The 21841-nt window shown below is 67.5% G+C and carries 22 protein-coding genes; 15 read left to right on the top strand and 7 right to left on the bottom strand.

Annotated elements, in window-relative coordinates; genetic code table 11:
• Nucleotides 1-180: 180 nt before the first annotated feature.
• From AC1KVE_RS15545 to AC1KVE_RS15510, 8 genes are all read left to right on the top strand, one after another.
• Entirely contained in the window at nucleotides 181-1452 is a 1272-nt protein-coding gene (locus AC1KVE_RS15545; RefSeq protein ID WP_184457829.1) for an allantoate amidohydrolase, read from the top strand.
• Nucleotides 1442-2698: a pyridoxal-phosphate-dependent aminotransferase family protein gene (locus tag AC1KVE_RS15540; RefSeq protein WP_184457827.1), complete on the top strand. Its 1257-nt coding sequence runs from the start codon at nucleotides 1442-1444 to the stop codon at nucleotides 2696-2698. The genes AC1KVE_RS15545 and AC1KVE_RS15540 overlap by 11 nt, the downstream gene beginning before the upstream one ends.
• Nucleotides 2695-3585, top strand: a complete 891-nt coding sequence (gene puuE / locus AC1KVE_RS15535) for an allantoinase PuuE (RefSeq protein ID WP_184457825.1) — start codon at nucleotides 2695-2697, stop codon at nucleotides 3583-3585. The genes AC1KVE_RS15540 and puuE overlap by 4 nt, the downstream gene beginning before the upstream one ends.
• Nucleotides 3582-3977 (top strand): oxalurate catabolism protein HpxZ, encoded by a 396-nt coding sequence (gene hpxZ, locus AC1KVE_RS15530; protein ID WP_102255416.1) that lies wholly within the window; start codon nucleotides 3582-3584, stop codon nucleotides 3975-3977. The genes puuE and hpxZ overlap by 4 nt, the downstream gene beginning before the upstream one ends.
• A complete protein-coding gene (gene uraD, locus AC1KVE_RS15525) occupies nucleotides 3974-4465 on the top strand; it encodes a 2-oxo-4-hydroxy-4-carboxy-5-ureidoimidazoline decarboxylase (protein ID WP_016901424.1) in 492 nt (163 codons plus the stop codon). Before hpxZ ends, uraD begins: the two co-directional genes overlap by 4 nt.
• Nucleotides 4462-5883: an FAD-dependent urate hydroxylase HpyO gene (gene hpyO / locus AC1KVE_RS15520; RefSeq protein WP_184457823.1), complete on the top strand. Its 1422-nt coding sequence runs from the start codon at nucleotides 4462-4464 to the stop codon at nucleotides 5881-5883. The genes uraD and hpyO overlap by 4 nt, the downstream gene beginning before the upstream one ends.
• Nucleotides 5853-6212: a hydroxyisourate hydrolase gene (gene uraH, locus AC1KVE_RS15515; RefSeq protein WP_016901422.1), complete on the top strand. Its 360-nt coding sequence runs from the start codon at nucleotides 5853-5855 to the stop codon at nucleotides 6210-6212. Before hpyO ends, uraH begins: the two co-directional genes overlap by 31 nt.
• A gap of 104 nt (nucleotides 6213-6316) precedes the next feature.
• Entirely contained in the window at nucleotides 6317-6790 is a 474-nt protein-coding gene (locus AC1KVE_RS15510) for a YehS family protein (RefSeq protein ID WP_016901421.1), read from the top strand.
• A 609-nt stretch (nucleotides 6791-7399) separates the two neighbouring features.
• On the opposite strand, the gene AC1KVE_RS15505 is transcribed toward AC1KVE_RS15510, so the two are convergent.
• A complete protein-coding gene (locus tag AC1KVE_RS15505) occupies nucleotides 7400-9517 on the bottom strand; it encodes a methyl-accepting chemotaxis protein (RefSeq protein ID WP_481092559.1) in 2118 nt (705 codons plus the stop codon).
• 182 nt (nucleotides 9518-9699) lie between these two features.
• Here AC1KVE_RS15505 and hrpB point away from each other — a divergent pair, with 182 nt between their 5' ends.
• Nucleotides 9700-12201 (top strand): ATP-dependent helicase HrpB, encoded by a 2502-nt coding sequence (gene hrpB / locus AC1KVE_RS15500; protein ID WP_481092560.1) that lies wholly within the window; start codon nucleotides 9700-9702, stop codon nucleotides 12199-12201.
• Nucleotides 12202-12532: 331 nt separating this feature from the next.
• Nucleotides 12533-12964 (top strand): hypothetical protein, encoded by a 432-nt coding sequence (locus AC1KVE_RS15495; RefSeq protein ID WP_016903604.1) that lies wholly within the window; start codon nucleotides 12533-12535, stop codon nucleotides 12962-12964.
• A gap of 401 nt (nucleotides 12965-13365) precedes the next feature.
• Here AC1KVE_RS15495 and AC1KVE_RS15490 read toward each other — a convergent pair whose 3' ends face one another.
• Together AC1KVE_RS15490 and AC1KVE_RS15485 are read right to left on the bottom strand one after the other, a co-directional pair.
• Nucleotides 13366-13944, bottom strand: a complete 579-nt coding sequence (locus AC1KVE_RS15490; protein WP_184614723.1) for a pseudouridine synthase — start codon at nucleotides 13942-13944, stop codon at nucleotides 13366-13368.
• Nucleotides 13945-14301: 357 nt separating this feature from the next.
• On the bottom strand, nucleotides 14302-15156 hold the full coding sequence (locus tag AC1KVE_RS15485; RefSeq protein ID WP_024938993.1) for a class I SAM-dependent methyltransferase: 855 nt from the start codon (nucleotides 15154-15156) through the stop codon (nucleotides 14302-14304).
• A gap of 232 nt (nucleotides 15157-15388) precedes the next feature.
• Here AC1KVE_RS15485 and AC1KVE_RS15480 point away from each other — a divergent pair, with 232 nt between their 5' ends.
• The 4 genes from AC1KVE_RS15480 to AC1KVE_RS15465 all read left to right on the top strand — a co-directional run bounded on the left by AC1KVE_RS15480 (nucleotide 15389) and on the right by AC1KVE_RS15465 (nucleotide 18829).
• Nucleotides 15389-16360 carry an aldo/keto reductase gene (locus AC1KVE_RS15480; RefSeq protein ID WP_024938994.1) on the top strand — a complete coding sequence of 324 codons (972 nt, stop codon included), beginning with the start codon at nucleotides 15389-15391 and terminating at the stop codon, nucleotides 16358-16360.
• Between the two features lie 116 nt (nucleotides 16361-16476).
• Nucleotides 16477-17505 carry an NADP-dependent oxidoreductase gene (locus tag AC1KVE_RS15475; RefSeq protein WP_481092561.1) on the top strand — a complete coding sequence of 343 codons (1029 nt, stop codon included), beginning with the start codon at nucleotides 16477-16479 and terminating at the stop codon, nucleotides 17503-17505.
• A 73-nt stretch (nucleotides 17506-17578) separates the two neighbouring features.
• Complete coding sequence (gene dkgB / locus AC1KVE_RS15470) at nucleotides 17579-18382, top strand: 2,5-didehydrogluconate reductase DkgB (RefSeq protein ID WP_024938996.1); 804 nt, start codon at nucleotides 17579-17581, stop codon at nucleotides 18380-18382.
• A 144-nt stretch (nucleotides 18383-18526) separates the two neighbouring features.
• Nucleotides 18527-18829 carry a hypothetical protein gene (locus AC1KVE_RS15465; RefSeq protein ID WP_039517581.1) on the top strand — a complete coding sequence of 101 codons (303 nt, stop codon included), beginning with the start codon at nucleotides 18527-18529 and terminating at the stop codon, nucleotides 18827-18829.
• Between the two features lie 78 nt (nucleotides 18830-18907).
• Here AC1KVE_RS15465 and AC1KVE_RS15460 read toward each other — a convergent pair whose 3' ends face one another.
• Nucleotides 18908-19312, bottom strand: coding sequence for a hypothetical protein (locus tag AC1KVE_RS15460; RefSeq protein WP_039528967.1), 405 nt, complete (start codon nucleotides 19310-19312; stop codon nucleotides 18908-18910).
• Between the two features lie 91 nt (nucleotides 19313-19403).
• On the opposite strand from AC1KVE_RS15460, the gene AC1KVE_RS15455 reads away from it, so the two are divergent.
• The gene (locus tag AC1KVE_RS15455; RefSeq protein WP_184432494.1) at nucleotides 19404-19679 is read left to right on the top strand and encodes a hypothetical protein; all 276 of its coding nucleotides are present in this window, start codon (nucleotides 19404-19406) and stop codon (nucleotides 19677-19679) included.
• Nucleotides 19680-19793: 114 nt separating this feature from the next.
• On the opposite strand, the gene AC1KVE_RS15450 is transcribed toward AC1KVE_RS15455, so the two are convergent.
• The 3 genes from AC1KVE_RS15450 to AC1KVE_RS15440 all read right to left on the bottom strand — a co-directional run bounded on the left by AC1KVE_RS15450 (nucleotide 19794) and on the right by AC1KVE_RS15440 (nucleotide 21766).
• Nucleotides 19794-20495, bottom strand: a complete 702-nt coding sequence (locus AC1KVE_RS15450) for an alpha/beta fold hydrolase (RefSeq protein ID WP_184432496.1) — start codon at nucleotides 20493-20495, stop codon at nucleotides 19794-19796.
• A 274-nt stretch (nucleotides 20496-20769) separates the two neighbouring features.
• The gene (locus AC1KVE_RS15445; RefSeq protein ID WP_226427033.1) at nucleotides 20770-21198 is read right to left on the bottom strand and encodes an organic hydroperoxide resistance protein; all 429 of its coding nucleotides are present in this window, start codon (nucleotides 21196-21198) and stop codon (nucleotides 20770-20772) included.
• 106 nt (nucleotides 21199-21304) lie between these two features.
• The gene (locus AC1KVE_RS15440) at nucleotides 21305-21766 is read right to left on the bottom strand and encodes a MarR family winged helix-turn-helix transcriptional regulator (RefSeq protein ID WP_184614732.1); all 462 of its coding nucleotides are present in this window, start codon (nucleotides 21764-21766) and stop codon (nucleotides 21305-21307) included.
• Between the last annotated feature and the right edge of the window lie 75 nt (nucleotides 21767-21841).

Raw genomic sequence — 21841 nt, 5'->3', positions numbered from 1 at the left:
GTATAGTCGATTCGACGGCCGCCGCCGGCCGCGCAAGCACCTGATGCCATTGCTGCGAGGCGACCAACGTTGGCGATACCCGCCCCCTTTCCACACCGCCTGCGGAGGCTCCATGCATCAGTCCCTGTCGCATCGCGGTTCTGGCAGCTGCGTTAAAACAACACCCCCGCACGGCGCCCCATGCTGAGCGCACAACGCCGCTCACCCGTCCACAGCTCGGGCGCACGCGCGGTCGACCGCTGCGACGCCCTGGGTGTTACGCCCTACAGCGACACACCCGGCGGGCTGTTCCGCGCCTGGCTCAGCCCGGCGCATCGCGCCGCCGTCGCACAGGTGGGCGAATGGATGCGCCAGGCCGGCATGCAGGTGCGTCTGGACGCCGCGGCCAACCTGATCGGGCGTTACGAAGGCGCGCATGCCGACGCACCGGCGCTGCTGATCGGCAGCCATCTGGACAGCGTGCGCGATGCCGGGCGCTATGACGGCCCGCTCGGCATCCTGCTCGGCATCGAATGCGTCGCCGCGCTGCACGCCCAAGGGCGGCGCCTGCCGTTCGCGATCGAGGTGATCGCCTTCGGCGATGAGGAAGGGTCGCGCTTTCCTGCCTCGATGTTCTGCAGCCGCGCCGTCGCCGGCACGCTCGACCCCGCCACGCTGGCGGTCACCGACGCGGCCGGCACCGACGTGGCCAGCGCGCTGGCCGACTGGGATCTGGACATCGCGCACCTACAACACGCCGCACGCGCGCCCGGCAGCGTGCTGGCCTATCTGGAAACCCATATCGAACAAGGCCCGGTGCTGGAAGCCGAAGGCCTGCCGGTCGGCATCGTCACCGCGATCGCCGCGCAGCGGCGCTTTGCCCTGCGCTTCGACGGCCGCGCCGGCCACGCCGGCACCACCACCATGGCCTTGCGTCGCGATGCATTGAGCGCCGCTGCCGAGGCCCTGCTGGCGATCGAAGGGATTGCACGCGCCGGCAGCGACGACCTGGTCGCCACGGTCGGCAAGCTGCAGGTCGCACCCGGCACCACCAACGTGGTGCCCGGCCGAGTGGACTGCACGCTGGACGTGCGTGCCGGCGACGATGCAACGCGCGATGCGGCAGTGCTGGAGATCGAACGCGCACTGGCCCGTATCAGCAAAACCCGCAACATCGCCATCGCCATCGACCCGTTGCAGACGCTGGCCGCCAGCCCCTGCGCACCGGCACTGATGACCCGTTTGCAACACGCAGTCGCCGCACAAGGCATCGCGCCGCGCCAGTTGGTGTCCGGCGCCGGCCACGATGCGATGGTGATGGCCGCGCTCTGCCCCACCGCGATGCTGTTCGTGCGCTGCGCCGGCGGCATCAGCCATCATCCGGACGAACACGTGGCCCCGGCCGATGCCGAGCTCGCACTGGCGGTCATGCGCCACTTCATCGAACACCTGGGAGATCCCCTTGTCACCTGATCTGCGTCACCTGCACACCTTCGGCGAGCTCGATCCCCCGCAACGGCTGTTGATGGGCCCGGGCCCGGTCAATGCGCATCCGCGCGTGCTGCGCGCGATGGCCGCCGATCTGCTCGGCCAGTTCGATCCGGAAATGACCACCTACATGAACGAGGTGATGGCGCTGTACCGGCCGCTGTTCGGCACCGAGAATCGCTGGACGTTTCTGGTCGACGGCACCGCGCGCGCCGGCATCGAGGCGGCGCTGGTGTCGCTGGTCAGCCCGGGCGACCGCGTGCTGGTGATCAACTTCGGCCGCTTCGGCCTGCTGCTCACCGAGATCCTGGGCCGGCTCGGTGCCGACGTGCACACCGTGGATGCGCCATGGGGCGAGGTGGTGCCGCTTGCTGCAATCGCCGAGGCGATCGAGCGCGTGGCACCCAAATTGGTCGCTACGGTGCACGGCGACACCTCCACCACCATTGCCCAGCCGCTAGATGGCCTCGGTGCGCTGTGCCGCGCGGCCGGCGCGCTGAGTTACGTGGATGCCACCGCCACCATCGGCGGCATGCCCATCGCCAGCGATCGCTGGGACGTGGACGTGGTCACCGGCGGCCTGCAGAAATGCCTGGGCGGGCCATCCGGCTCGGCGCCGATCACCGTCTCCGACACGGCGGCCGAGGCGATCTTCGCGCGTCGCCATGTCGAGCGCGGCATCGTGCGCGAGGACATCGTCAACGGCAGCGGGCCGCGCATCGCCTCGAATTATTTCGATCTGGCGATGATCATGGATTACTGGTCGGACAAGCGCCTCAATCACCACACCGAGGCCACCACCATGTTGTACGGCGCCCGCGAATGCGCGCGCGTGGCGCTGCAGGAAGGCCTGGACGCCCGCTTCGCCCGTCACGCCGCCGCCGGGCGTGCGGTGAGTGCCGGCATCCGCGCGCTGGGGCTGGAGGTGTTCGGCGACGATGCGCACCGCATGACCAATGTCACCGGCGTGGTGATTCCGCACGGCATCGACAGCGATGCGGTGCGCCGGCGCATGCGCGAGGATTTCGAGATCGAGATCGGCACCGCGTTCGGGCCACTGCAGGGCAGGATCTGGCGCATCGGCGCGATGGGCTACAACGCGATGAAGCACAAGGTGCTGATCACCCTGGCCGCGCTGGAAGCGGTGCTGCGCGCCGAAGGCTACGCCTGCACACCAGGGCTGGCGGTGGAAGCCGCACTGGCGGCCTGGCACGCGGAGCCGCAGGCATGAGCACAGCGCGCGACCTGGTCGGCTATGGCGCCACCCCGCCTGCAGCGCAGTGGCCCGGTGGCGCGCGCATCGCGGTGCAGTTCGTCATCAATTACGAAGAGGGCGCGGAAAACTGCGTGCTCAACGGCGATGCCGGCTCGGAAGCCTTCCTATCGGAGATGGTCGGCACGCAAGCACAGCCCGGCGCGCGCGCCATGGCGATGGAGAGCCTGTACGAATACGGCAGCCGTGCCGGCTTCTGGCGGCTGCACCGGCTGTTCACTGCGCGCAATTTGCCGGTGACCGTATTCGGCGTGGCGCACGCGCTGGCCTCCAATCCCGAGGCAGTCGCCGCGATGCAGGCCGCCGACTGGGAGATCGCCAGCCACGGCCTGCGCTGGATCGATTACCAGCATGTGGATGAAGCCACCGAGCGTGCGCATATCGCCGAAGCCATCGCCGTGCACACCCGCGCCACCGGCAGCCGCCCGCTCGGCTGGTACCAGGGCCGCACCAGCCCCAACACCGCGCGGCTGGTCGCCGAGGAAGGCGGCTTTGTCTACGACGCCGACAGCTACGCCGACGATGTGCCGTACTACGACCATCGGCATGGCCGTGCGCAGTTGATCGTGCCGTACACGCTGGACGCCAACGACATGAAATTCGTCGCCTACAACGGCTTTGCCGATGGCGAGCCGTTCTTCCGCTATCTGCGCGATGGCTTCGAGCAGTTGCGCAGCGAAGGCGGGCGCATGCTGTCGGTCGGCCTGCATGGGCGCATCGTCGGCAAGCCGGCGCGCGCGGCGGCCCTGGCACGTTTCGTCGATCACGTGCTGGCCAGCGGCGATGCCTGGATTGCGCGCCGCATCGATATTGCGCGGCATTGGCTGCAGGTCCATCCGGCATGAGCATCGACACCGCCGACATCGACCTGCCCGAGGTGATCGCGCAAGTGACCGCCGCCTTCCATGCCTACGAACAGGCCCTGATGGACGACGACATCGCCGCAATGGATGCGCTGTTCCACCCCGCACCCAGCACGGTGCGCTATGGCGTGGGCGAGGTGCTGTACGGCATCGAGGCGATCCGCGCCTTCCGCATCGGCCGCGGCGGCTCGCCGCAACGCCAGCTTGTGCATGTGCAGGTGCATGGCTTCGGCCACGACTTCGCCACCACGCACGCAGAATTTATCCGCGACGGCAGCAGCGCGCGCGGCCGCCAGAGCCAGAGCTGGGTGCGTTTTGCCGACGGCTGGAAAGTGGTGGCTGCGCATGTCTCGCTGCAGGGGACGCATGCATGAGCGTGATCGACGACAGCGTGCTGGACGATGCCGCCTTCGTGGCGCGCTACCGCGAGCTGTTCGAGCATTCGCCGTGGGTGGTCGAACGCGCTGCACGGCGGCGTCCGTTCGCCGATGTGTACCGCGGGCTGATGCAGGTGGTGTTCGACGCGTCGCAGGAAGACCAGGTTGCGTTGATCCGCGCGCATCCGGAGCTGGCGGGCAAGGCGGCGATCGACCGCACGCTCACCGCCGCGTCGGCCGCCGAGCAGGCCTCGGCCGGATTGGACCGGCTCAGCGAAGCCGAATTCAAGCGCTTCCACGCGCTCAATCAGGCCTATCGCCATCGCTTCGGATTTCCGTTCGTGATCTGCGTGCGGCTGCACGACAAGGCCGGCATCCTTGCCGCGCTAGAACGCCGGCTGGATGCCTCGCGCAGCGAAGAACTGTCCACCGCCCTCGCCGAGATCGGCAAGATCGTGCAACTGCGCCTGGAGGCACTGCCATGAGCCTGGCCCAACTCGAACGCGAGCTCCACCACGACCTGCAACGCCTGGCACATGGCGGCGATGCCTGGACGCAGCCGCGCGTGCATCCGGCAGGGCATGTGTATGACGTGGTCATCGTCGGCGCCGGCCAGAGCGGCCTGGGCGCGGCGTTCGCACTGCAACGCGAGCGCGTGCACAACCTGCTGGTCATCGATGAGAACCCGGCTGGGCAGGAAGGCCCGTGGGTGACCTACGCGCGCATGCAGACCTTGCGCACGCCCAAGCAGATCACCTCGATCGACCTGGGCGTGCCATCGCTGACCTTTCGCGCCTGGTGGGAGGCGCAACACGGCGGCGCCGGCTGGGACGCGCTGGACAAGATCCCGCGCGGCAGCTGGATGGACTACCTGCGCTGGTACCGCGCGGTGCTGCGTCTGCCGGTGCGCAATGCCACGCGGCTGGCGCGGGTGGAACCGGACGTGGCGCCGGGCATCCATCGCCTGCATCTGGCGATGGGTGCGCCGCTGCTGACGCGCAAGCTGATCCTGGCCACCGGCATCCAGGGCGGCGGCCAGTGGATGGTGCCGGACTGGATCAGCGGCGCCCTGCCCGCACAGCGCTATGCGCATACCTCCGGCCACATCAACTTCGCCGCGCTGGCCGGCAAGCGCGTGGGCATCCTGGGCGGTGGCGCCTCCGCGTTCGACAACGCCTGTTTCGCGCTGGATCAAGGCGTCGCCAGTGCCGAGGTGTTCGTGCGCCGCAGCGCATTGCCGCGCATCAACCCATTCCGCCACATGGAACAGGCCGGCATCATCCCGCGCTTTCTGACGCTGCCGGATGCGGACAAGTACCGGATGATGGCCAGCTTCTTCGCACACAACCAGCCGCCGACCAACGACACCTTCCAGCGTGCCTGCGCGCATGCCGGCTTCGCGCTGCACCTGGGCGCGCCCTGGCTGGAGGTGGCCGAGCGCGATGGCGAGGTGGTGGTGCGCACGCCGCAGGGAGAGCACCGCTTCGATTTTCTGGCCGTTGCCACCGGCCTGGTCACCGACCCGCAACTACGCCCGGAACTGGCCGCGCTGTCCGGGCGCATCGCCTGCTGGGGCGACCGCTACCAGCCGCCGCCGGGCCAAGCCAATCCGGTGCTGGATGCGCATCCCTACCTGGGGCCGGGCTTCGAACTGCTGCCGCGCACGCCTGACGATGCCGCACTGCTGCACGGCTTGTTCGCCTTCAACTATTCGGCGCTGATCAACCACGGCCCGTCGGCGGCGGCGTTGTCCGGGCTCAAGGTCGCGCTGCCGCGGCTGGCCCGCGCGGTGGCCGACCAGCTGTTCCTGGACGACCGCCAGGCCATCGTCGACAGCTATCTGGCTTACGACCAGCCCGAGTTCGTCGGCCAATGGCCGCAACCGACCCAGGCGGTGGCATGAGCACGCTCTCCACCCATGTGCTGGATACGGCCACGGGCCGCCCCGCCGCCGGTATCGCCTTGCGCCTGTTCGCCGGCGCCACGCTGCACTTCGACGGGGTCACCAACCAGGACGGGCGCTGCCCCGAACTGGCCGCACTCACGCTGCAACCCGGCCGCTACCGGCTGGAATTCGAGGTGGCCGGCTATTGGCGCGCCGCCGGCACCGCGCTGCCCGACCCGCCCTTCCTGGAACAGGTGCCGATCGCGTTCGGCATTGCCGACGACGGCCATTACCACGTGCCGCTGCTGCTCTCGCCGTACGGGTATTCCACCTATCGCGGCAGCTGAGCGGCCGCCGGTTCGGCAATGGATCGGCGGGGCACACGCCGCGTTCCGCGTCGGCCCCGTAGAATGGCGCCTTTCCGGCGACAGGCCGGGGCCCCGGAATTGTCATGATCCACAACGATGTACTGCGCAGCATCCGCTACATGCTCGACCTCAGCGACGACAAGGTGGTGGAGATCACCCACCTGGCCGACCCGGAGTTCGCGCTCGACAAGCCGCAGGTACAGGCCTGGCTGAAGAAGGAAGACGAGCCCGGTTTCGAGCCCTGCACCGACGCGATGCTGGCGCGCTTCCTCGATGGCCTGGTGCTGCGTTTTCGCGGCCGCGACGAGAGCCAGCCGGTGCGCCCGCTGGAAACCCGCGTCGGCAACAACCTGGTGCTGAAGAAACTGCGCGTGGCCTTCGAGCTGAAAGACGTGGACATGCACGCCATCTTCGCCAGCGCCGGCTTCCCGCTGTCCAAGCCGGAACTGTCCGCGCTGTTCCGCCAGCCCGGCCACAAGAATTTTCGCCCCTGCGGCGACCAGTTGCTGCGCGCCTTCCTCAAGGGCCTGACCGCGCGGATGCGCGAAGCGGGTTGATGACCGGATACTGAGGTCTGACTGGTTTGGCTTGGCTTGGTCGTCCGACGACGCTGCGACTTGAATCCGCAGGTTTTTAGCGCAGTTTTCGTGTGTCTCGAAGTGACTGGATGGTGTCGGTGGATCGATCGTGGAGCGGTCGATCTGCGGCTTGGTTGCAGGGTCCTTGCCCGCCCACCATCGCAGGACACGCCGCAAGTACGTCCGTGTAGGCTCTTACGCGGCATCCATGCCGCGTAAGGTCCCGCGACGGTAGGCGGGCAAGGACCAAGCGAGATGGTCGGTGTGCTTGGTGCAAGCAATGCACGATGTGCGTTGTTCGGATTGTGGGAGCCCAGTTAGCCCCTCAATCGAATTCGAGCAACAGGCAAGCCATGAACAAGGCGATCTCGAACTCCAAAGCAAACACAGGTTTTGACCGGGCCACCGACCAACGCTCGGTGCGGCGTCCCCGCCGCTTGCGGGACCCTTGGCGGCATGGAGGCCGCCAAGGAGCCTCCACGGACGGATGCACGGCGTGTCCCGCAGGTGGCGAGGGCACCGCGCCCTCGACGCACCGGGCTTTTGATTCAAGCAGCTGCACCTGGGCCGCTACAACGCCTCACGCAATCAAGCCGCAGCCGCCAGGCTTGGCCGGCGTGCGTCCAGGCGGAACACCGATACCGCTTCGCTCAGTTCCACCGCCTGCTCTTCCATCGCACGTGCTGCGGCAGAGGCTTCTTCGACCAGTGCGGCATTGCGCTGGGTGGTTTCGTCCATGTCGTTGACGGTGCGGGCGACCTGCTCGATACCGGAGGATTGTTCGCGCGATGCGGCGGAAATCTCCGCAATCAGCGTGGTCACCTGCTGCACCGACTGCACGATCTGCTGCATCGTCTGCCCGGCCTGATCCACGCGCGCGCTGCCGCGCTCCACGCTGTCCACCGAGGCGTCGATCAGCTGCTTGACCTCCTTGGCTGCGCCGGCCGAACGCTGCGCCAGCGCACGCACTTCCGAGGCGACCACAGCAAAGCCGCGGCCCTGTTCACCGGCACGCGCCGCTTCCACTGCCGCGTTCAGCGCCAGGATGTTGGTCTGGAAGGCGATGCCGTCGATGACGCTGATGATCTCGGCGATCTTCCTGGACGACACCTCGATCTCGCCCATGGTGTCGACCACGCTGGCCACCATCTCGCCGCCACGGCCGGCGATCTCCGCGGCCGCCTGCGCGCCGCGGCTGGCCTGCTGCGCGGTGTCGGCGTTCTGGCGCACGGTGGAGGTGAGCTCTTCCATCGAGGCAGCGGTTTCTTCCAGGTTGGCAGCCTGCTGTTCGGTGCGCTGGGCCAGGTCGTTGTTGCCGGCGGCAATCTCTGCCGAGGCGGTGCGAATGGTCTGCGCGGCCACGGTGATGTCGCCGACGATATCGGTCAGGCGCTGCACGGTGGCATTGGCATCGTCGCGCATGCGTGCGAACACGCCCTGCTGGTTGCCGTGCATGCGCGCGGTCAGGTCGCCATCGGCGATCGCCTTGAGCAGCTGCGACAGCTCGGCCAGATTCTGGTCCACGTTCTGCATCAGGCCGTTGACGCCGCTGACCATGGCGCGGAATTCGAACTGGTAGGCCTCGGCATTGCCGCGTGTGGCGAAGTCGCCGGCCGCAGCCGCGTCGACCAGGCCACGAATTTCGCCATTGATCGCCGCCAGGTTGCGCTTGGTGGTGTCCATCGCCTCGGTGATCTGCGCTTTCTCGCCCGGCAGGCGGGGCATGTCCACCGACATGTCGCCGACCGCGTAATGCTGCATCACCTGCAGCATGTCGCCGATCAGACCGACCTGCGCGCCGATCAAGCCATTGGTGTCGTCGACCATGCGGCCGTACGCGCCCGGGAAGGCCTGCGCATCCATGCGGTAACTCATCTGCCCGGCTTCGTGGCGCTGCGCCATGTCGGCCTGCGCGGTGGAGACATCGGTGAGCGTGTTGACCACCTGGCCCATGGCCTGGCCGAGCAGACCGATTTCATCGCGCGTGCTGACCGCCGCACGCGCCGACAGATCGCCGGCCGCCACCTGGCGTGCCGCACGCGCGACGTTTTCGATCGGGCGCACGATCGAGCGACGGATCCACCAGCCCAGCACTGCCACCAGGCACAGCGCCGCGGCGATCGTGGCTACCGCCGACAGCACCAGCTTGTGCTGCGCCGATTGCGAACTGGCCAGCACCGCCGCATCGGCCAGGGTCTTGCTGCGCTTCACCAGTTCTTCGAGGGTGTGGCTGGGTGCGCGGTCCTGGCCCTTGACCAGCTGGTCGCCCACCTGGGTGTCGTAGCCGGCCTCGGCAAACTTGCCCAGCGCCGCTTCGTAATTGCGCTGCAGACCCAGATGCGCCTTGGCAAAGTCCTGCGCCAGCGTGCGCGCCTGCGGGTCCTGGGTTGCCTTGGCCAGCGCCGCGGTGCTGGCCTGCACCTTCCTGCCCTGCTCGCGGAAGGCGCTTAGATGCTTGTCCAGCAGCGCCGGATCGCGCCCGCGGATCAGCACGTTCTTCCACTCCTGCACCTGCAGGCGGAAATCGCGGGTGATCTCTTCGCTGCTGGAAGCCTGCGCCACCTCCGGCGGCACCTTGCCGGACAGACTCAGCCACGCCGTGCCCAGACCGCCCAGGGCACACAGCAGGATGACCGACAGGCCCAGCGCGAGCGCGCCGAGCAGCTTGCTTTGCAGGCTGACGAATTTCGGGGTGGCAGCAGACATGGGGCGTCCAAATCGGGGAGTACAGCGGTTATCGACAGGCACGCTGCCGGCCTGAAGCAGCGCCGGCGCCAAAGTCAGCCTTGAATGCCTAAAAGGTAATAGCACTTCCGGATTCCCCGACAGGCTTCACCCGACGGCCCGACCGTCGCGTCATCTGTGACGTGCCCGTATCCTTCCCGCGCATGACCGAGCCTGCCTTTCCGATCTCCCCCCTGCTGCCGCAGCTGTGCGACAGCCTGGCCGCCCATCCGCGGCTGGTGCTGGAAGCCCCGCCCGGCGCCGGCAAGACCACCCAGGTACCGCTGGCCTTGCTGGACGCACCGTGGCTGGCCGGCCGCAAGATCGTGATGCTCGAACCGCGGCGCGTGGCCGCCCGCAGCGCCGCCGTGTTCATGGCGCGCCAGTTGGGCGAGCCGGTCGGCGAGACGGTGGGCTACCGCATCCGCTTCGAGAACAAGACCTCCGCGCGTACCCGCATCGAGGTCGTCACCGAAGGCATCCTGACCCGGCTGATCCAGGACGACCCGATGCTGGAGAGCGTCGGCGCGCTGCTGTTCGACGAGTTCCACGAGCGCCATCTGGCCGGCGACCTTGGCCTGGCGCTGGCGCTGGACGTGCAGGCGCAGGTACGCGAGGACCTGCGCATCGTGGCGATGTCGGCCACGCTGGATGGCGAGCGCCTGGCCGGCTTTCTCGATGCGCCGCGCCTGAGCAGCGCCGGGCGCAGCTTCCCGGTGGAGATCGCGCACTTTCCCGCGCGCCGCGACGAAGCGCTGGAGCCGCAGACCCGGCGCGCGGTGGAACACGCCTTGTCCACCCACCCGGGCGATGTGCTGGTGTTCCTGCCCGGCCAGCGCGAGATCGCACGCGTGCACAGCGCGCTGCAGGACGTGCTCGACCCGGCGGTGCAGGTGCTGCCGCTGCACGGCGAGCTGGCGGTCGAGGCGCAAAGCCAGGTGCTGCAACCCGACCCATCCGGCCGCCGCCGCGTGGTGCTGGCGACCAACGTCGCCGAGTCATCGGTCACCCTGCCCGGCGTGCGCGTGGTCATTGACAGCGGGCTGGCGCGCGAGCCGCATTACGATCCCAACAGCGGCTTCTCGCGCCTGGACATCACCGCCATCGCGCAGGCCTCGGCCGACCAGCGCGCCGGCCGCGCCGGGCGTGTGGCCAGCGGCTGGGCGTACCGGCTGTGGCCGCAATCGCAGCGGCTGGAACCGCAGCGGCGCGCGGAGATCACCCAGGTGGAGCTGGCCGGCCTGGCACTGGAACTGGCCGCCTGGGGCAGCGCCGCGCTGCGCTTCGTGGATGCCCCGCCGGCCGGTGCGTTGGCCGCCGCGCACGAATTGCTGCAGCGGCTGGGCGCGCTCACCGGCAGCGGCGGCATCACCGCACTGGGCCGGCGCATGCTCGCGCTGGGCACCCATCCGCGTCTGGCCGCGATGCTGGCGCAGGCTGGCGACGCGACACACGTGGCGCTGGCCTGCGACCTGGCCGCCTTGCTGGAAGCGCGCGACCCGCTGCGTCAGGGCGGCGATGGACTGGCTGCGCGCTGGCGCGCACTGGCCGCATTCCGCCAAGGCCGCAGCGCGCACGATGCCAACCGCGGCGGCCTGGCCGCGATCGACAGCGCCGCCAAACAATGGCGCCGCCGGCTGCGCTGCGACAGCGCTCCGCCCGCCAGCGTGGAAGCGCACGCGCTCGGCGACCTGCTCTCGCACGCCTTCCCCGACCGCATTGCCACACGCCATCCCAACGACCCGTTGCGCTACCTGCTGGCCAACGGCCGCAGCGCGCGCCTGTTCGACCACAGCGACCTGCGCGGCGAGCCCTGGCTGGTTGCCAGCGAGCTGCGCTACGAAGCCAAGGACGCGCTGCTGTTGCGTGCCGCGCCGGTGGACGAAGGCTATCTGCGCCGCAGCGTGCCCGAGCGTTTCGTGCAGCAGGATCTGGTGCAGTGGGACGCGGACAAGCGCGCCCTGGTCGCGCGTCGGCAATCCAGCTTCGACCGCATCGTGCTCGACAGCCGCCCGGCCGGCCGCGTCGATCCGGCGCAGGCCGCCGGTGCGCTGACCGAGGCGGTGCGGCAGCTGGGCCTGGATGCCTTGCCGTGGACCGACGGCCTGCGCCAATGGCGGGCCCGCCTGCAGTCGTTGCGTGCCTGGATGCCCGAGCTTGCGCTGCCCGACCTGTCTGACGCCGCGTTGCTGGAGACGCTGGACACCTGGCTGCGCCCGGCCTTCGCCGGCAAGACCCGCCTGGATGCGCTGGACGAGGCCAATCTGGGCGAAGCGCTCAAGGCCGCCCTGCCGTGGGACCGCCGCCAGCTGATCGACCGGCACGCGCCCACCCGCATCAGCGTGCCCTCGGGCATGGAGCGGCAGATCGTCTACGCCCTCGACCACGCCGGGCAACCGTTGCCGCCGGTGCTGGCGGTCAAGCTGCAGGAACTGTTCGGCCTGGCCGAAACCCCGCGCATCGCCGACGGCCGCATCCCGCTGACCCTGCATCTGCTCTCGCCCGGCGGACGCCCGTTGCAGGTGACCCAAGATTTGAAGAGCTTCTGGGTCACCACGTACCCGGATGTCAGGAAGGAGATGAAGGGGCGGTATCCCAGACATCCGTGGCCGGAAGATCCATGGACCGCGACTGCAACCCATCGGGCAAAGCCGCGCGGCACCTGATGTAAGCCCCTCTCCCCTCGGGAGAGGGGCTGGGGTACGGGTACGGTGCGAAGCCCTCGTTGTAATTACAACTGCACGTGGCTTCGCCCGTCCCCTCATCCACCCTTCGGGCACCTTACTTCCGGCGGGAGAAGCGACGTCAGCGTCGACACCGGCCAGGTCAGGCTTCTGCCGCATCCAGGTAGATACCGGATCCAGGTAAACGCCGATCACAGCATCGCCCCGCATCATTACTTAACCGCAACCCAAACAAGCCCTGCCACCGCTAACACCGTCTATACGCAGCAGCCCACACACTGCGGCCCACGTACTCAGAAAGGAAACGCCTCCAATGAGCAAGCTGACTGTGATCACCGAACGCGCCCTGGAGCGTGCCCTGGAACTGGCTGGCAATGCGGGCGACCATCTGCGTCACGCCGCCTCCAATGCTGGCGATCAGGCCCGTCATGCAGGCAGCAGCCTGCGTCATTTCGGTCCGGGCGCCAGCGAATGGCTGAAGACCGGTGCTGCCCTGGGTGCCGTGCGCACCGGCGGCAAGGTCGTCAGCAAAGTGGTCAAGCGCAACCCGGCCGTCACCGTGGCTGCTGCCGTCGCCGGCCTGGGCCTGATCGGTTATGCCGTGTATCGCAAGCGCCAGCGTGACCAGCAGGTGCTTGGCGGCAACGTCCACCGTCTGGACCGCGAACACGCCAGCAATGCCAGCGCACGTCGCGCCGCCTACCAGCGTCGCGGTGCGGTGACTCCGAGCGACGGCATCGAGTAAGCCGTCGTTCCAGGCACAAAACATGACGCCACGGCCCTGCGCCGTGGCGTTTTTGTTTGTGGACCACGATTGATGCCACCGTTAAATCGCCAAGTCATCGACACCCACTCGCGTGGTCGAAGAATGCGGCACTACATGTGCAGGTCCGCGGCGATTAACGATCGCGTGTGATCGCGTTGCTTGCCCATAGCCGCGCGCTTGTCATTACCGCGCTTGGCCTGACCCGCGCCGTATTGCCTCATCGCAGGGTGGATCGGCCACGCAGACACGCAACCGCTGCATCTGTGTTCGCGTTACCAATCCTGCTGCTCATGCCGCATGAGCGATTCTGTAAGCAGCGCCGTCCAAGATGCATCGAGCTCAGCGCCGCGTGCGGTGCAGCGACCGCTGTACCGGATGCATCAGGCTCCGCGTCGCGTCCTACTTGGACGCGCGCCGCGCGTTTGTTCGATGCGCCACTGGCCCGGCGCCAGCGCATCCAGGGTCCAGTCGCCGATCGCCACGCGGATCAGACGCAAGGTCGGAAGGCCCACCGAGGCGGTCATGCGCCGCACCTGACGATTACGGCCTTCGGTGATCTGCAGCTCCAGCCAGGCATCGGGCACGGTCTTGCGCACGCGCACCGGCGGATCGCGCGGCCACAGCTGCGGTGCCGGATCGAGCCTGCGCACTTCGGCCGGGCGGGTCGGGCCGTCGTTGAGCAGTACGCCATCACGCAAGGCCTGCAGTTGCGCGGGCTTCGGGTCGCCTTCCACCTGCACCCAGTAAGTCTTGGGTTGCTTGTGGCGCGGGTCGGTCAAGCGATGCGCCAGTGCACCATCGTCGGTCAGCAGCAACAGGCCTTCGCTGTCGTGATCCAGGCGACCGGCCGCATAGACGTCGGCCGGCAGGCCGAATTCGGCCAGCGTGCGTTTAGGCGGCTGCGAGCGGTCGCTGAATTGCGACAGCACGCCATAGGGTTTGTTCAACAACACCAACATGCCAATCCTGTTGCGCAAGGTCGTTGCAGGCCACGCGCGTGGCGCGTGGGTCATGCACCGGGTTGAAGAGGTCGCGCTACCGGCAGCAAGCGGTGCGCTGCTGCCCGCAGCCGCGTTGCACGCTGACGCCGCCGCATCGCTGCGCGGGGCAGTTGTGCATCAGTGGCCTGCCGCATGCAAACCAGCGCAGCGTTGGTCCAACTGGCCATCGTTGCGCTGCCCGCGCCGTCCTTACGGTCGTGCAGCCGATTGCGCAGTCATCGCATGCCGCGCGTCAGGCCAGCATCGACGCACCGTAGCGGGCAGCGCCCAAGACCTGCATGCCGACGCGCGGTGCGTCGGCATGCTGGCCGCGTCTCACTGCTTGACGAACTTCAAGGTCATGCGGTCGCTCTCGCCGATCGCCTTGTACTTGGCATCGTCGGCCTTGTCGTGATTGTTGCTCGGCGGCAGGGTCCACACGCCACCGGCATAGTCCTTGGTGTCGCGCGGGTTGGCATTGACTTCGCTCTTGCCGGCGAGCTTGAATCCGGCCGCCTCGGCCATCGCGATCAACTGCGCCTGGCCGACATAGCCGCTCTTGTCGTCGGCCGGCACGTCGGCCTTGGCACGGTGCTCGACCACGCCGAGCACGCCGCCGGGCTTGAGCACCTTGTAGAAGCCGGCAAACATCGCCTCGGCATTGCCGGCCATGCGCCAGTTGTGCACGTTACGGAAGGTCAGCACCAGATCGGCCGAGTTGTCCACGCCGAACGACGGCGTCTTGGGCACATAGGAAACGAACGACGGCTTGCCGTACACCTCCGGCTTTGCGGCGAACTTCTTCTCCAGCTCGTCGCGCCCACGTTGTGCCGAATCGCGGCCGCGCCCCTCCGGTACCGCTGCCGGGTCGACCACTGCGGCAACATACTTGCCCTTGTCGCGCAGGTACGGCGCCAGGATTTCCGAGTACCAGCCGCCGCCCGGCGTGATTTCGATGACGGTCTGGGTCGGCTTGATGCCGAAGAACGCCAGCGTCTGGCCGGGATGACGATAGACATCGCGCTGCACGTAGACGCGATCGCGCCAGTTGCCGTCGATGGCTTTTTGCAGCGCCGCATCGGGCGCCGGCAAGCTGGCGCTATCGGCCGGTTTGATTGCCATTGCCAGTGGCGCGCTCATCGCCACTGCCATCCCCACCACACATGCACACACCAGCTTGTTGCGGATCATCGCAGCGCCCTTTGCGGGAAAAAGTAGCGCGAGCCTAGCATGCGGCCCGAAGCCTGCCATGTGCACGGATCCGTGCGCCGCGTGACGCGCCGCACCAGGCGCGGCGGGCGACATGTTCAGACGACGTGAGTCGATGAGGGCGATCTGCGGAACGCTGAATCCACGCAGGTGTCACACGCAACATCGGCACGCATGACTATCCTGTCGGCAGTTCGAATCAGGAGCAACCACGATGACCCACTCCCGCGCGCTAGGCCGCTCCGGCCTGCAGGTTCAACCGATCGTGTTCGGTGGCAATGTGTTTGGTTGGAGCGCCGACGAGGCGACCTCGTTCGCGTTGCTCGATGCCTTCGTCGATGCCGGCTTCAACCTGATCGACACCGCCGATGCCTACTCCGGCTGGGTGCCGGGCAATCGCGGTGGCGAGTCGGAAACCATCATCGGGCGCTGGCTCGCACGCAGCGGCAAGCGCGACAAGGTGCTGATCGCCACCAAGGTGGCCAAATGGAGCGAGCATCCGGGCCTGTCGCCGGAGAACATCGCCGCCGCGGTGGAGGATTCGCTCACCCGCCTGCAGACCGATGTGATCGATCTGTACCAGGCGCACGAAGACGACGAATCGATTCCGCTGGAAGCCACGCTGGCCGCGTTCGGCCGCTTGATCGAACAGGGCAAGGTGCGCGCGATCGGCGCGTCCAACTACAGCGCCGCACGCCTGCGCGATGCCCTGGATATCTCCGAGCAATACAAGCTGCCGCGTTACGAAAGCCTGCAACCGGAATACAACCTCTACGACCGCGCCGGCTATGAAGCCGAGCTGGAGCCGCTGGTGCGCGAACGCGAGCTCGGCGTGATCAGCTACTACTCGCTGGCCAGCGGTTTTCTGACCGGCAAATACCGCAGCGCCGACGACGCCGGCAAGAGCAGCGCGCGCGGTGCCTCGGTGGTCAAGCAATACGTCAATCCGCGCGGCCTGCGCATTCTGCAGGCGCTGGACGATCTGGCGGCCACCCACCGCGCCACGCCGGCACAGATCGCACTGGCCTGGTTGATCGCACGCCCCGGCCTGACCGCACCGATCGTCAGCGCTACCAGCGTGACCCAGTTGCACGATGTGCTGGCCGCCGCGCAGCTGTCGTTGAGCGCCGATCAGATTGCACAGCTCGATGCCGCAAGCGCCCCCGAGCCGGCCGACGCAGCCTGACGCATCGGCTTGCATCACGCACGCAGTCGACCACGCGCGTCTTTCCGCGCGCAGCCGCCATTGCGGCTGCGCTCCCCCGGTCGCGTACGCGCGGCCCTTTCCGCAAGGAATCCCCCATGACATCGATCACCAATCGCCGCATCGTGCTGGCCTCTCGCCCGCACAGCGAGCCGAGCGCCGACAACTTCCGCATTGAAGACGTCGCCTTGCCGCCCACCGGGCACGACCAGATTCTAGTGCGCAACCGCTTCCTGTCGCTGGACCCGTACATGCGCGGACGCATGGACGAAGGCCCGTCCTACGCCGCCCCGGTGGAGATCGACGCGGTGATGGAAGGCGGCACCGTCGGCGAGGTGCTCGAGTCGCACCATGCCGGCTATCAGCCAGGCGACCTGCTGGTACTGCCCGGCGGTTGGCAGAGCCATAGCCTGCTCACGCCCACCGCGCCGTTGCGCAAGCTGCCCAAGGACGATGCCCTGCCGCTGAGCACCGCGCTCGGCGTGTACGGCATGCCCGGCTTCACCGCCTACGCCGGCCTGCACGAAATCGGCAAGCCGCAGGCCGGCGAAACCCTGGTGGTGGCAGCAGCCAGCGGGCCGGTCGGCGCCACCGTGGCCCAGCTGGCGCGTCTGCAGGGATTGCGCGTGGTGGCCATTGCCGGTGGCGAGGAAAAGGTGCGGTATCTGCGCGAGGTGCTGCGCGTGGATGTGGCGCTGGACCATCGCGCCGACGACTTTGCCGAGCAGCTGCGCGCGGCCACCCCGGACGGGATCGACATCTATTTCGAGAACGTCGGCGGCAAGGTCTTCGACGCGGTATTGCCGCAATTGAACGACTTCGCACGTATCCCGGTGTGCGGCGTGATCGCCACCTACAACAGCCGCGGCCAGGCCTTGCCGGGGCCGGATCGCCTGCCGGAGTTCATGGGCCAGGTGCTGCGCAAGCGGCTGACCGTGCGTGGCTTCATCCAGCACGATTTCATCCGCCTGATGCCCGCCTTCCTGCGCGAGATGGGCCAGTGGCTGCGTGACGGCCAGATCCAGTACCGCGAACACGTCCTGCACGGCCTGGACAGCGCCCCGCAGGGCCTGATCAGCCTGCTGCGCGGCGAGAACTTCGGCAAGGCCGTCGTCGCACTGGATTAATGGCTCACAGCGCCCCCACGACATCAGCTTTTGCGATGCACGATTCCCCATTCCCGATTACCAAAGGAACACAATGACAGTCCCCGCATTCGGCCTCGGCACCTTCCGTCTCAAGGACCAGGTCGTCATCGACTCGGTGCGCAATGCACTGGAGTTGGGCTACCGCGCCGTCGATACCGCGCAGATCTATGACAACGAAGAACAGGTCGGCCAGGCCATTGCCGCATCCGGCCTGCCGCGCGATCAGCTGTATCTGACCACCAAGATCTGGGTCGACAAGTTCGACCGTAGCGCCTTGTTGCCCAGCCTGCAGGAAAGCCTGCGCAAACTAGGCACCGACCATGTCGACCTGACCCTGATCCACTGGCCTTCGCCCAAGGATCAGGTGCCGATGCGCGACTATCTGGAAGCCTTGAACGAGGCCCGGCAGCAAGGCCTGACCCGCGCGATCGGCGTCTCCAACTTCACCATCGCGCTGATCAAGCAGGCCATCGAGATCCTGGGCGCCGAGGCCATCGCCACCAATCAGATCGAAGTGCATCCGTACCTGCAGAACCGCAGCCTGATCGCGTTCCTGCGCGAGCAAGGCATCCATGTCACCTCGTACATGACGCTGGCGGTGGGCGAGGTGCTGAAGGACCCGGTGATCCAGGCGATCGCCGCACGCCACGACGCCACCCCTGCGCAGGTCACCCTGGCCTGGGCACTGCAGCAGGGTTATTCGGTGATTCCGTCTTCGACCAAGCGCGACAATCTGGAGAGCAATCTCAAGGCGCAGACGCTGCGGCTGAGCGAGCAGGACATGGCCGAGATCGCCGCACTGGACCGCGGGCAGCGGCTGGCCAACCCGAAGGCCATCGCTCCCGACTGGGATTGAGGTCCCGGCTGCCACGGGTCGGCACTATCCGGCCCGTGGCATCACCACCGCGATGACCGCTCGTCGTCGCGTGCTGGTTGCACGCGGCAGGCGCTGCTACGGTGCCGAACACAGGGGGGTAGTCTCTGCAACGGAGTCTTACCCATGCACAGCGCATCCGTCTTGACCCGCCGCAGCGTCGATCTCGACACCGAGATCGCCTACTGGCGCGATGTCCACGCCGAAGGCCATCTGGGTGGTTACGCCTTTGCCGATTACGCCCGGCTACTCACGCTCGGCTACGACATCTATCTGGCCTATCCGCGCGCAACCGAGGCGCAGCTGTATCGCGTGCTGCAGGACGGCTACTACCACTATCAACCACTGCTGTCGGTGCCCTGGGACCAGGCGCGCTGGATCGTGCGGCATGCCTGGCGGCATCTGGAAGAGGCCGCCGTCCGGCATTGAAGACAAGCGTTCTGACATGAAGCCAACCCTTGGACGACCACACAGCCCGTGCCGCCGCGCGGCGCTGTCAGCTCACTGTCACAGTGCCATCGCCTGGCGGTCAATGCGGTGCTTGTCGGCCAGTGCCTGCATGCCCTGCAGGGTGGCGGCGATCAGGCTGGCATAGCGCAGCCGCCACAGCGTGGCGCGGTCGTTGTCGTCGTGCGTATTGCCCAGGCCGTCGAGCACCTGCGGCAGACGGCGGTCGGCCAGCGCGGAGGGGGCCAGATAGGGCTTCTCGGGTGCGATCACATCCACCGGCGCGCGCCAGTCGTTGGCAACCTGCTGGGAAATACCCGCCAGGTGCGAGAGCTGGTGCATGCCGATCAGCGTCTCGTGCAGCATCTCGCGGCACGCCCACTGCCACAGCGCCACCTTCTCCGATGGGTCCTTGGCAATCTCGGTGAGTGCCAGATCAACCTTTTCGATGCGTGAGTCGAGCATTGCTGAGCTCCGATGCTGCTGTGCAACATAATTCACACCATACACCGTGAGAATCAAGTGAGCCAAACGTTTGCAGGATGTCGGCGCAACGATGCTCGACCCGGTTCACGTTTTACGTGGCGAGGCCCAGACGCCGCTACGGCGCCCCGACGTCCTGCCACAGGTCGATGTCACGCTGGGGCGTGGCCGCCGGGAACAGGCGCTGGCCGACGACGGCCACGCGGTGACGGTGGCGGTGCAGCGCAAGCGGACTTTGCGCGCCTTGCGGCGGCCCAACGATTCGCTTCGGCCGGATGGCTACCGTGACCAGGTACGACACCGTGCGTGCAGGAATGCACGCATTACGTATCAGCCGACGGCATGCTGATGCTTGTTCCACGACTACCGCTGGTTCAGAACCACGCATCGCACACTGCTTGATGCCACCCCACGGCGATCGCACGGCGGCAGGCATGGCTGGGTCGGCTCGGTCATTGCGGTATCAGGCGAGCAGCCATTGCCGCAGTGCATCCGACACCGCCTGCGGCTGTTCCAGCGGCGACAGATGGCCACACGCAGGCACCTGCACCAGACGCGCGTGCACTGCAAGTGCGGCCATTTCCTCGTGCAATGCGGGCGGGGTGATCGCATCGTCCTGGCCGCACAGCACCAGCAGCGGGCCGGCATAGGCGCGCAGCAGCGCGCGGCCGTCTTCCCGCTCCAGCCGGTTCTGCCGCAGGAACACCTCCACGCCCAGGCGCTGGGTCATGCCACGCACCCGCTCCAGCAAGGCCTCGTCCTGCCAGCGCGAGGGATGCACGTAGTGCCGCAGCAGCCGTTCGCCGAATCCGTGGAAGGCACTGGCGCCACGCACGCTCGCTTCCTGCGCGCGCCGTTGCGCCGCACGCTCGGGCGAATCGGCACGTGCGGAGGTATCCAGCAAGGCCAGCCGCTCCACGCGCTCCGGCGCGATACGCAGGATTTCCTGCGCGACGTAGCCACCCAAGGAAAATCCTGCCAGTGCAAACCGCGGAGGCATCTGCGCCAGCAGCTGTGTCGCCAGCGCGCGCATGCTCTCGCCCTGGGTGATGTCGCCGACCACGCAGTCGGCAAGCTCGGCCAGGGCCACGCGCTGCGCCTGCCACAGCTGCGCATCGTTGAGCAGACCGGGGAGCAGCAACAAGGTGGGACGCGTTGCGCTCATGCGCAGGAAAGTCCGATCGGGATCGCAGAAGCAGGCACTGTCATCGCAACAGTGTGCCGCGCGGTGACGCCCATCGCCAGCGCGTGCGTGCGCACCCGGACGCGGGTGCATCGCCTCGTTGGCGTGTCTTGCGTCCATGCCAGGTCGCGCTGACACAGCGACGCCGGCTGCCTGTGTTCTTGAGGGGAGCGCTGCTGCTGCAACAAAAACGGCCCGACGCAGGCGCCGGGCCGTTTATGACTCCACCACGTGTTACGCGTGGTGCTGGCGTGGATCAGGCCAGGGTCAGGGTGACGTCGATGTTGCCGCGGGTCGCGTTGGAGTACGGGCAGACCTGGTGGGCCTTGTCGACCAACGTCTGCAGTTCGGCCTGTTCCATGCCCGGCACTGCGATGCGCAGCTCCACGGCAATGCCGAAGCCGCCCGGAATCTGGCCGATGCCGACGCTGCTGTCGATGCTCACTTCGCCCGGCAGCTTGAGCTTGTCCTGCGCCGCGACAGCCTTCATCGCGCCGATGAAGCAGGCGGCGTAGCCGGCAGCGAACAACTGCTCCGGGTTGGTACCGTCGCCGCCGGCGCCGCCCAGCTCGCGCGGGGTGGACAGCTTGGCGTCCAGCGCCTTGTCGGAAGACACGGCGCGGCCTTCGCGGCCGCCGGTGGCAGTGGCATGGGCGGTGTAGAGGACTTTTTCAGGTGAGGCCATGGTGGTTCTCCAGAATGAGCGCTGTCAGCGCGTGATGTAGGTGAATAGTTGACGATTGAATCGTGTACGACATGTTGCAAAGACGTGCGGATCTCGCGGGGCCGGCTCACCCCGTGCCGAGGTTTGAGCGCAGCGTTTCCAGCTGCTGCTTGAGTTGACGCAATTCGTCCAACGAACACGCCGAGGCGCACAACACCTGCTCCGGTACCACGCCAGCCTTGGCGCGCAGTGCGCGGCCGGCATCGGTCAGCGCAATGATCACCTGACGCTCGTCGCTGGCGGCGCGCGTGCGAGTGACCAGTCCGGCAGCCTGCAGCCGCTTGAGCAGCGGGGTCAGCGTGGCCGAGTCCAGGTACAGGCGCTCGCCGATCTCCGACACGCTGCGGCCGTCGGTTTCCCATAACACCAGCAGCACCAGATATTGCGGATAGGTCAGGTCCAGCGTCTTCAGCAGCCCGCGGTAGAGCTTGTGCATCGCCAGGTTGGCCGAATACAGCGCAAAGCACAGCTGGTTGTCGAGCTGCAGCAGCGCGTTGGTCCGGGCGGTGGTGGCTGTGGCGGTGTCCATGGCTGCAATTTACATAGCGCACTATTTAATTGCAAGCGATTTTTTGATCCGTCGTGCAACCAGGCACCGCCGCCG

Source organism: Xanthomonas sp. NCPPB 2864, from assembly GCF_056675615.1.
The sequence above is the reverse complement of the archived record's forward strand: the minus strand, read 5'-3'. Positions and strand labels throughout refer to the sequence as shown.

Coding starts and splice junctions, on each gene's coding strand:
- AC1KVE_RS15455 (WP_184432494.1), top strand. CDS start 19,404: ATGCTCGACCCGGTTCACGTTTTACGTGGCGAGGCCCAGACGCCGCTA.
- AC1KVE_RS15495 (WP_016903604.1), top strand. CDS start 12,533: ATGAGCAAGCTGACTGTGATCACCGAACGCGCCCTGGAGCGTGCCCTG.
- AC1KVE_RS15475 (WP_481092561.1), top strand. CDS start 16,477: ATGACATCGATCACCAATCGCCGCATCGTGCTGGCCTCTCGCCCGCAC.
- uraH (WP_016901422.1), top strand. CDS start 5,853: ATGGCCGCAACCGACCCAGGCGGTGGCATGAGCACGCTCTCCACCCAT.
- AC1KVE_RS15465 (WP_039517581.1), top strand. CDS start 18,527: ATGCACAGCGCATCCGTCTTGACCCGCCGCAGCGTCGATCTCGACACC.
- AC1KVE_RS15505 (WP_481092559.1), bottom strand. CDS start 9,517: ATGTCTGCTGCCACCCCGAAATTCGTCAGCCTGCAAAGCAAGCTGCTC.
- AC1KVE_RS15480 (WP_024938994.1), top strand. CDS start 15,389: ATGACCCACTCCCGCGCGCTAGGCCGCTCCGGCCTGCAGGTTCAACCG.
- AC1KVE_RS15510 (WP_016901421.1), top strand. CDS start 6,317: ATGATCCACAACGATGTACTGCGCAGCATCCGCTACATGCTCGACCTC.
- dkgB (WP_024938996.1), top strand. CDS start 17,579: ATGACAGTCCCCGCATTCGGCCTCGGCACCTTCCGTCTCAAGGACCAG.
- AC1KVE_RS15490 (WP_184614723.1), bottom strand. CDS start 13,944: ATGTTGGTGTTGTTGAACAAACCCTATGGCGTGCTGTCGCAATTCAGC.
- hpyO (WP_184457823.1), top strand. CDS start 4,462: ATGAGCCTGGCCCAACTCGAACGCGAGCTCCACCACGACCTGCAACGC.
- hpxZ (WP_102255416.1), top strand. CDS start 3,582: ATGAGCATCGACACCGCCGACATCGACCTGCCCGAGGTGATCGCGCAA.
- uraD (WP_016901424.1), top strand. CDS start 3,974: ATGAGCGTGATCGACGACAGCGTGCTGGACGATGCCGCCTTCGTGGCG.
- puuE (WP_184457825.1), top strand. CDS start 2,695: ATGAGCACAGCGCGCGACCTGGTCGGCTATGGCGCCACCCCGCCTGCA.
- AC1KVE_RS15485 (WP_024938993.1), bottom strand. CDS start 15,156: ATGATCCGCAACAAGCTGGTGTGTGCATGTGTGGTGGGGATGGCAGTG.
- hrpB (WP_481092560.1), top strand. CDS start 9,700: ATGACCGAGCCTGCCTTTCCGATCTCCCCCCTGCTGCCGCAGCTGTGC.
- AC1KVE_RS15440 (WP_184614732.1), bottom strand. CDS start 21,766: ATGGACACCGCCACAGCCACCACCGCCCGGACCAACGCGCTGCTGCAG.
- AC1KVE_RS15460 (WP_039528967.1), bottom strand. CDS start 19,312: ATGCTCGACTCACGCATCGAAAAGGTTGATCTGGCACTCACCGAGATT.
- AC1KVE_RS15545 (WP_184457829.1), top strand. CDS start 181: ATGCTGAGCGCACAACGCCGCTCACCCGTCCACAGCTCGGGCGCACGC.
- AC1KVE_RS15445 (WP_226427033.1), bottom strand. CDS start 21,198: ATGGCCTCACCTGAAAAAGTCCTCTACACCGCCCATGCCACTGCCACC.
- AC1KVE_RS15450 (WP_184432496.1), bottom strand. CDS start 20,495: ATGAGCGCAACGCGTCCCACCTTGTTGCTGCTCCCCGGTCTGCTCAAC.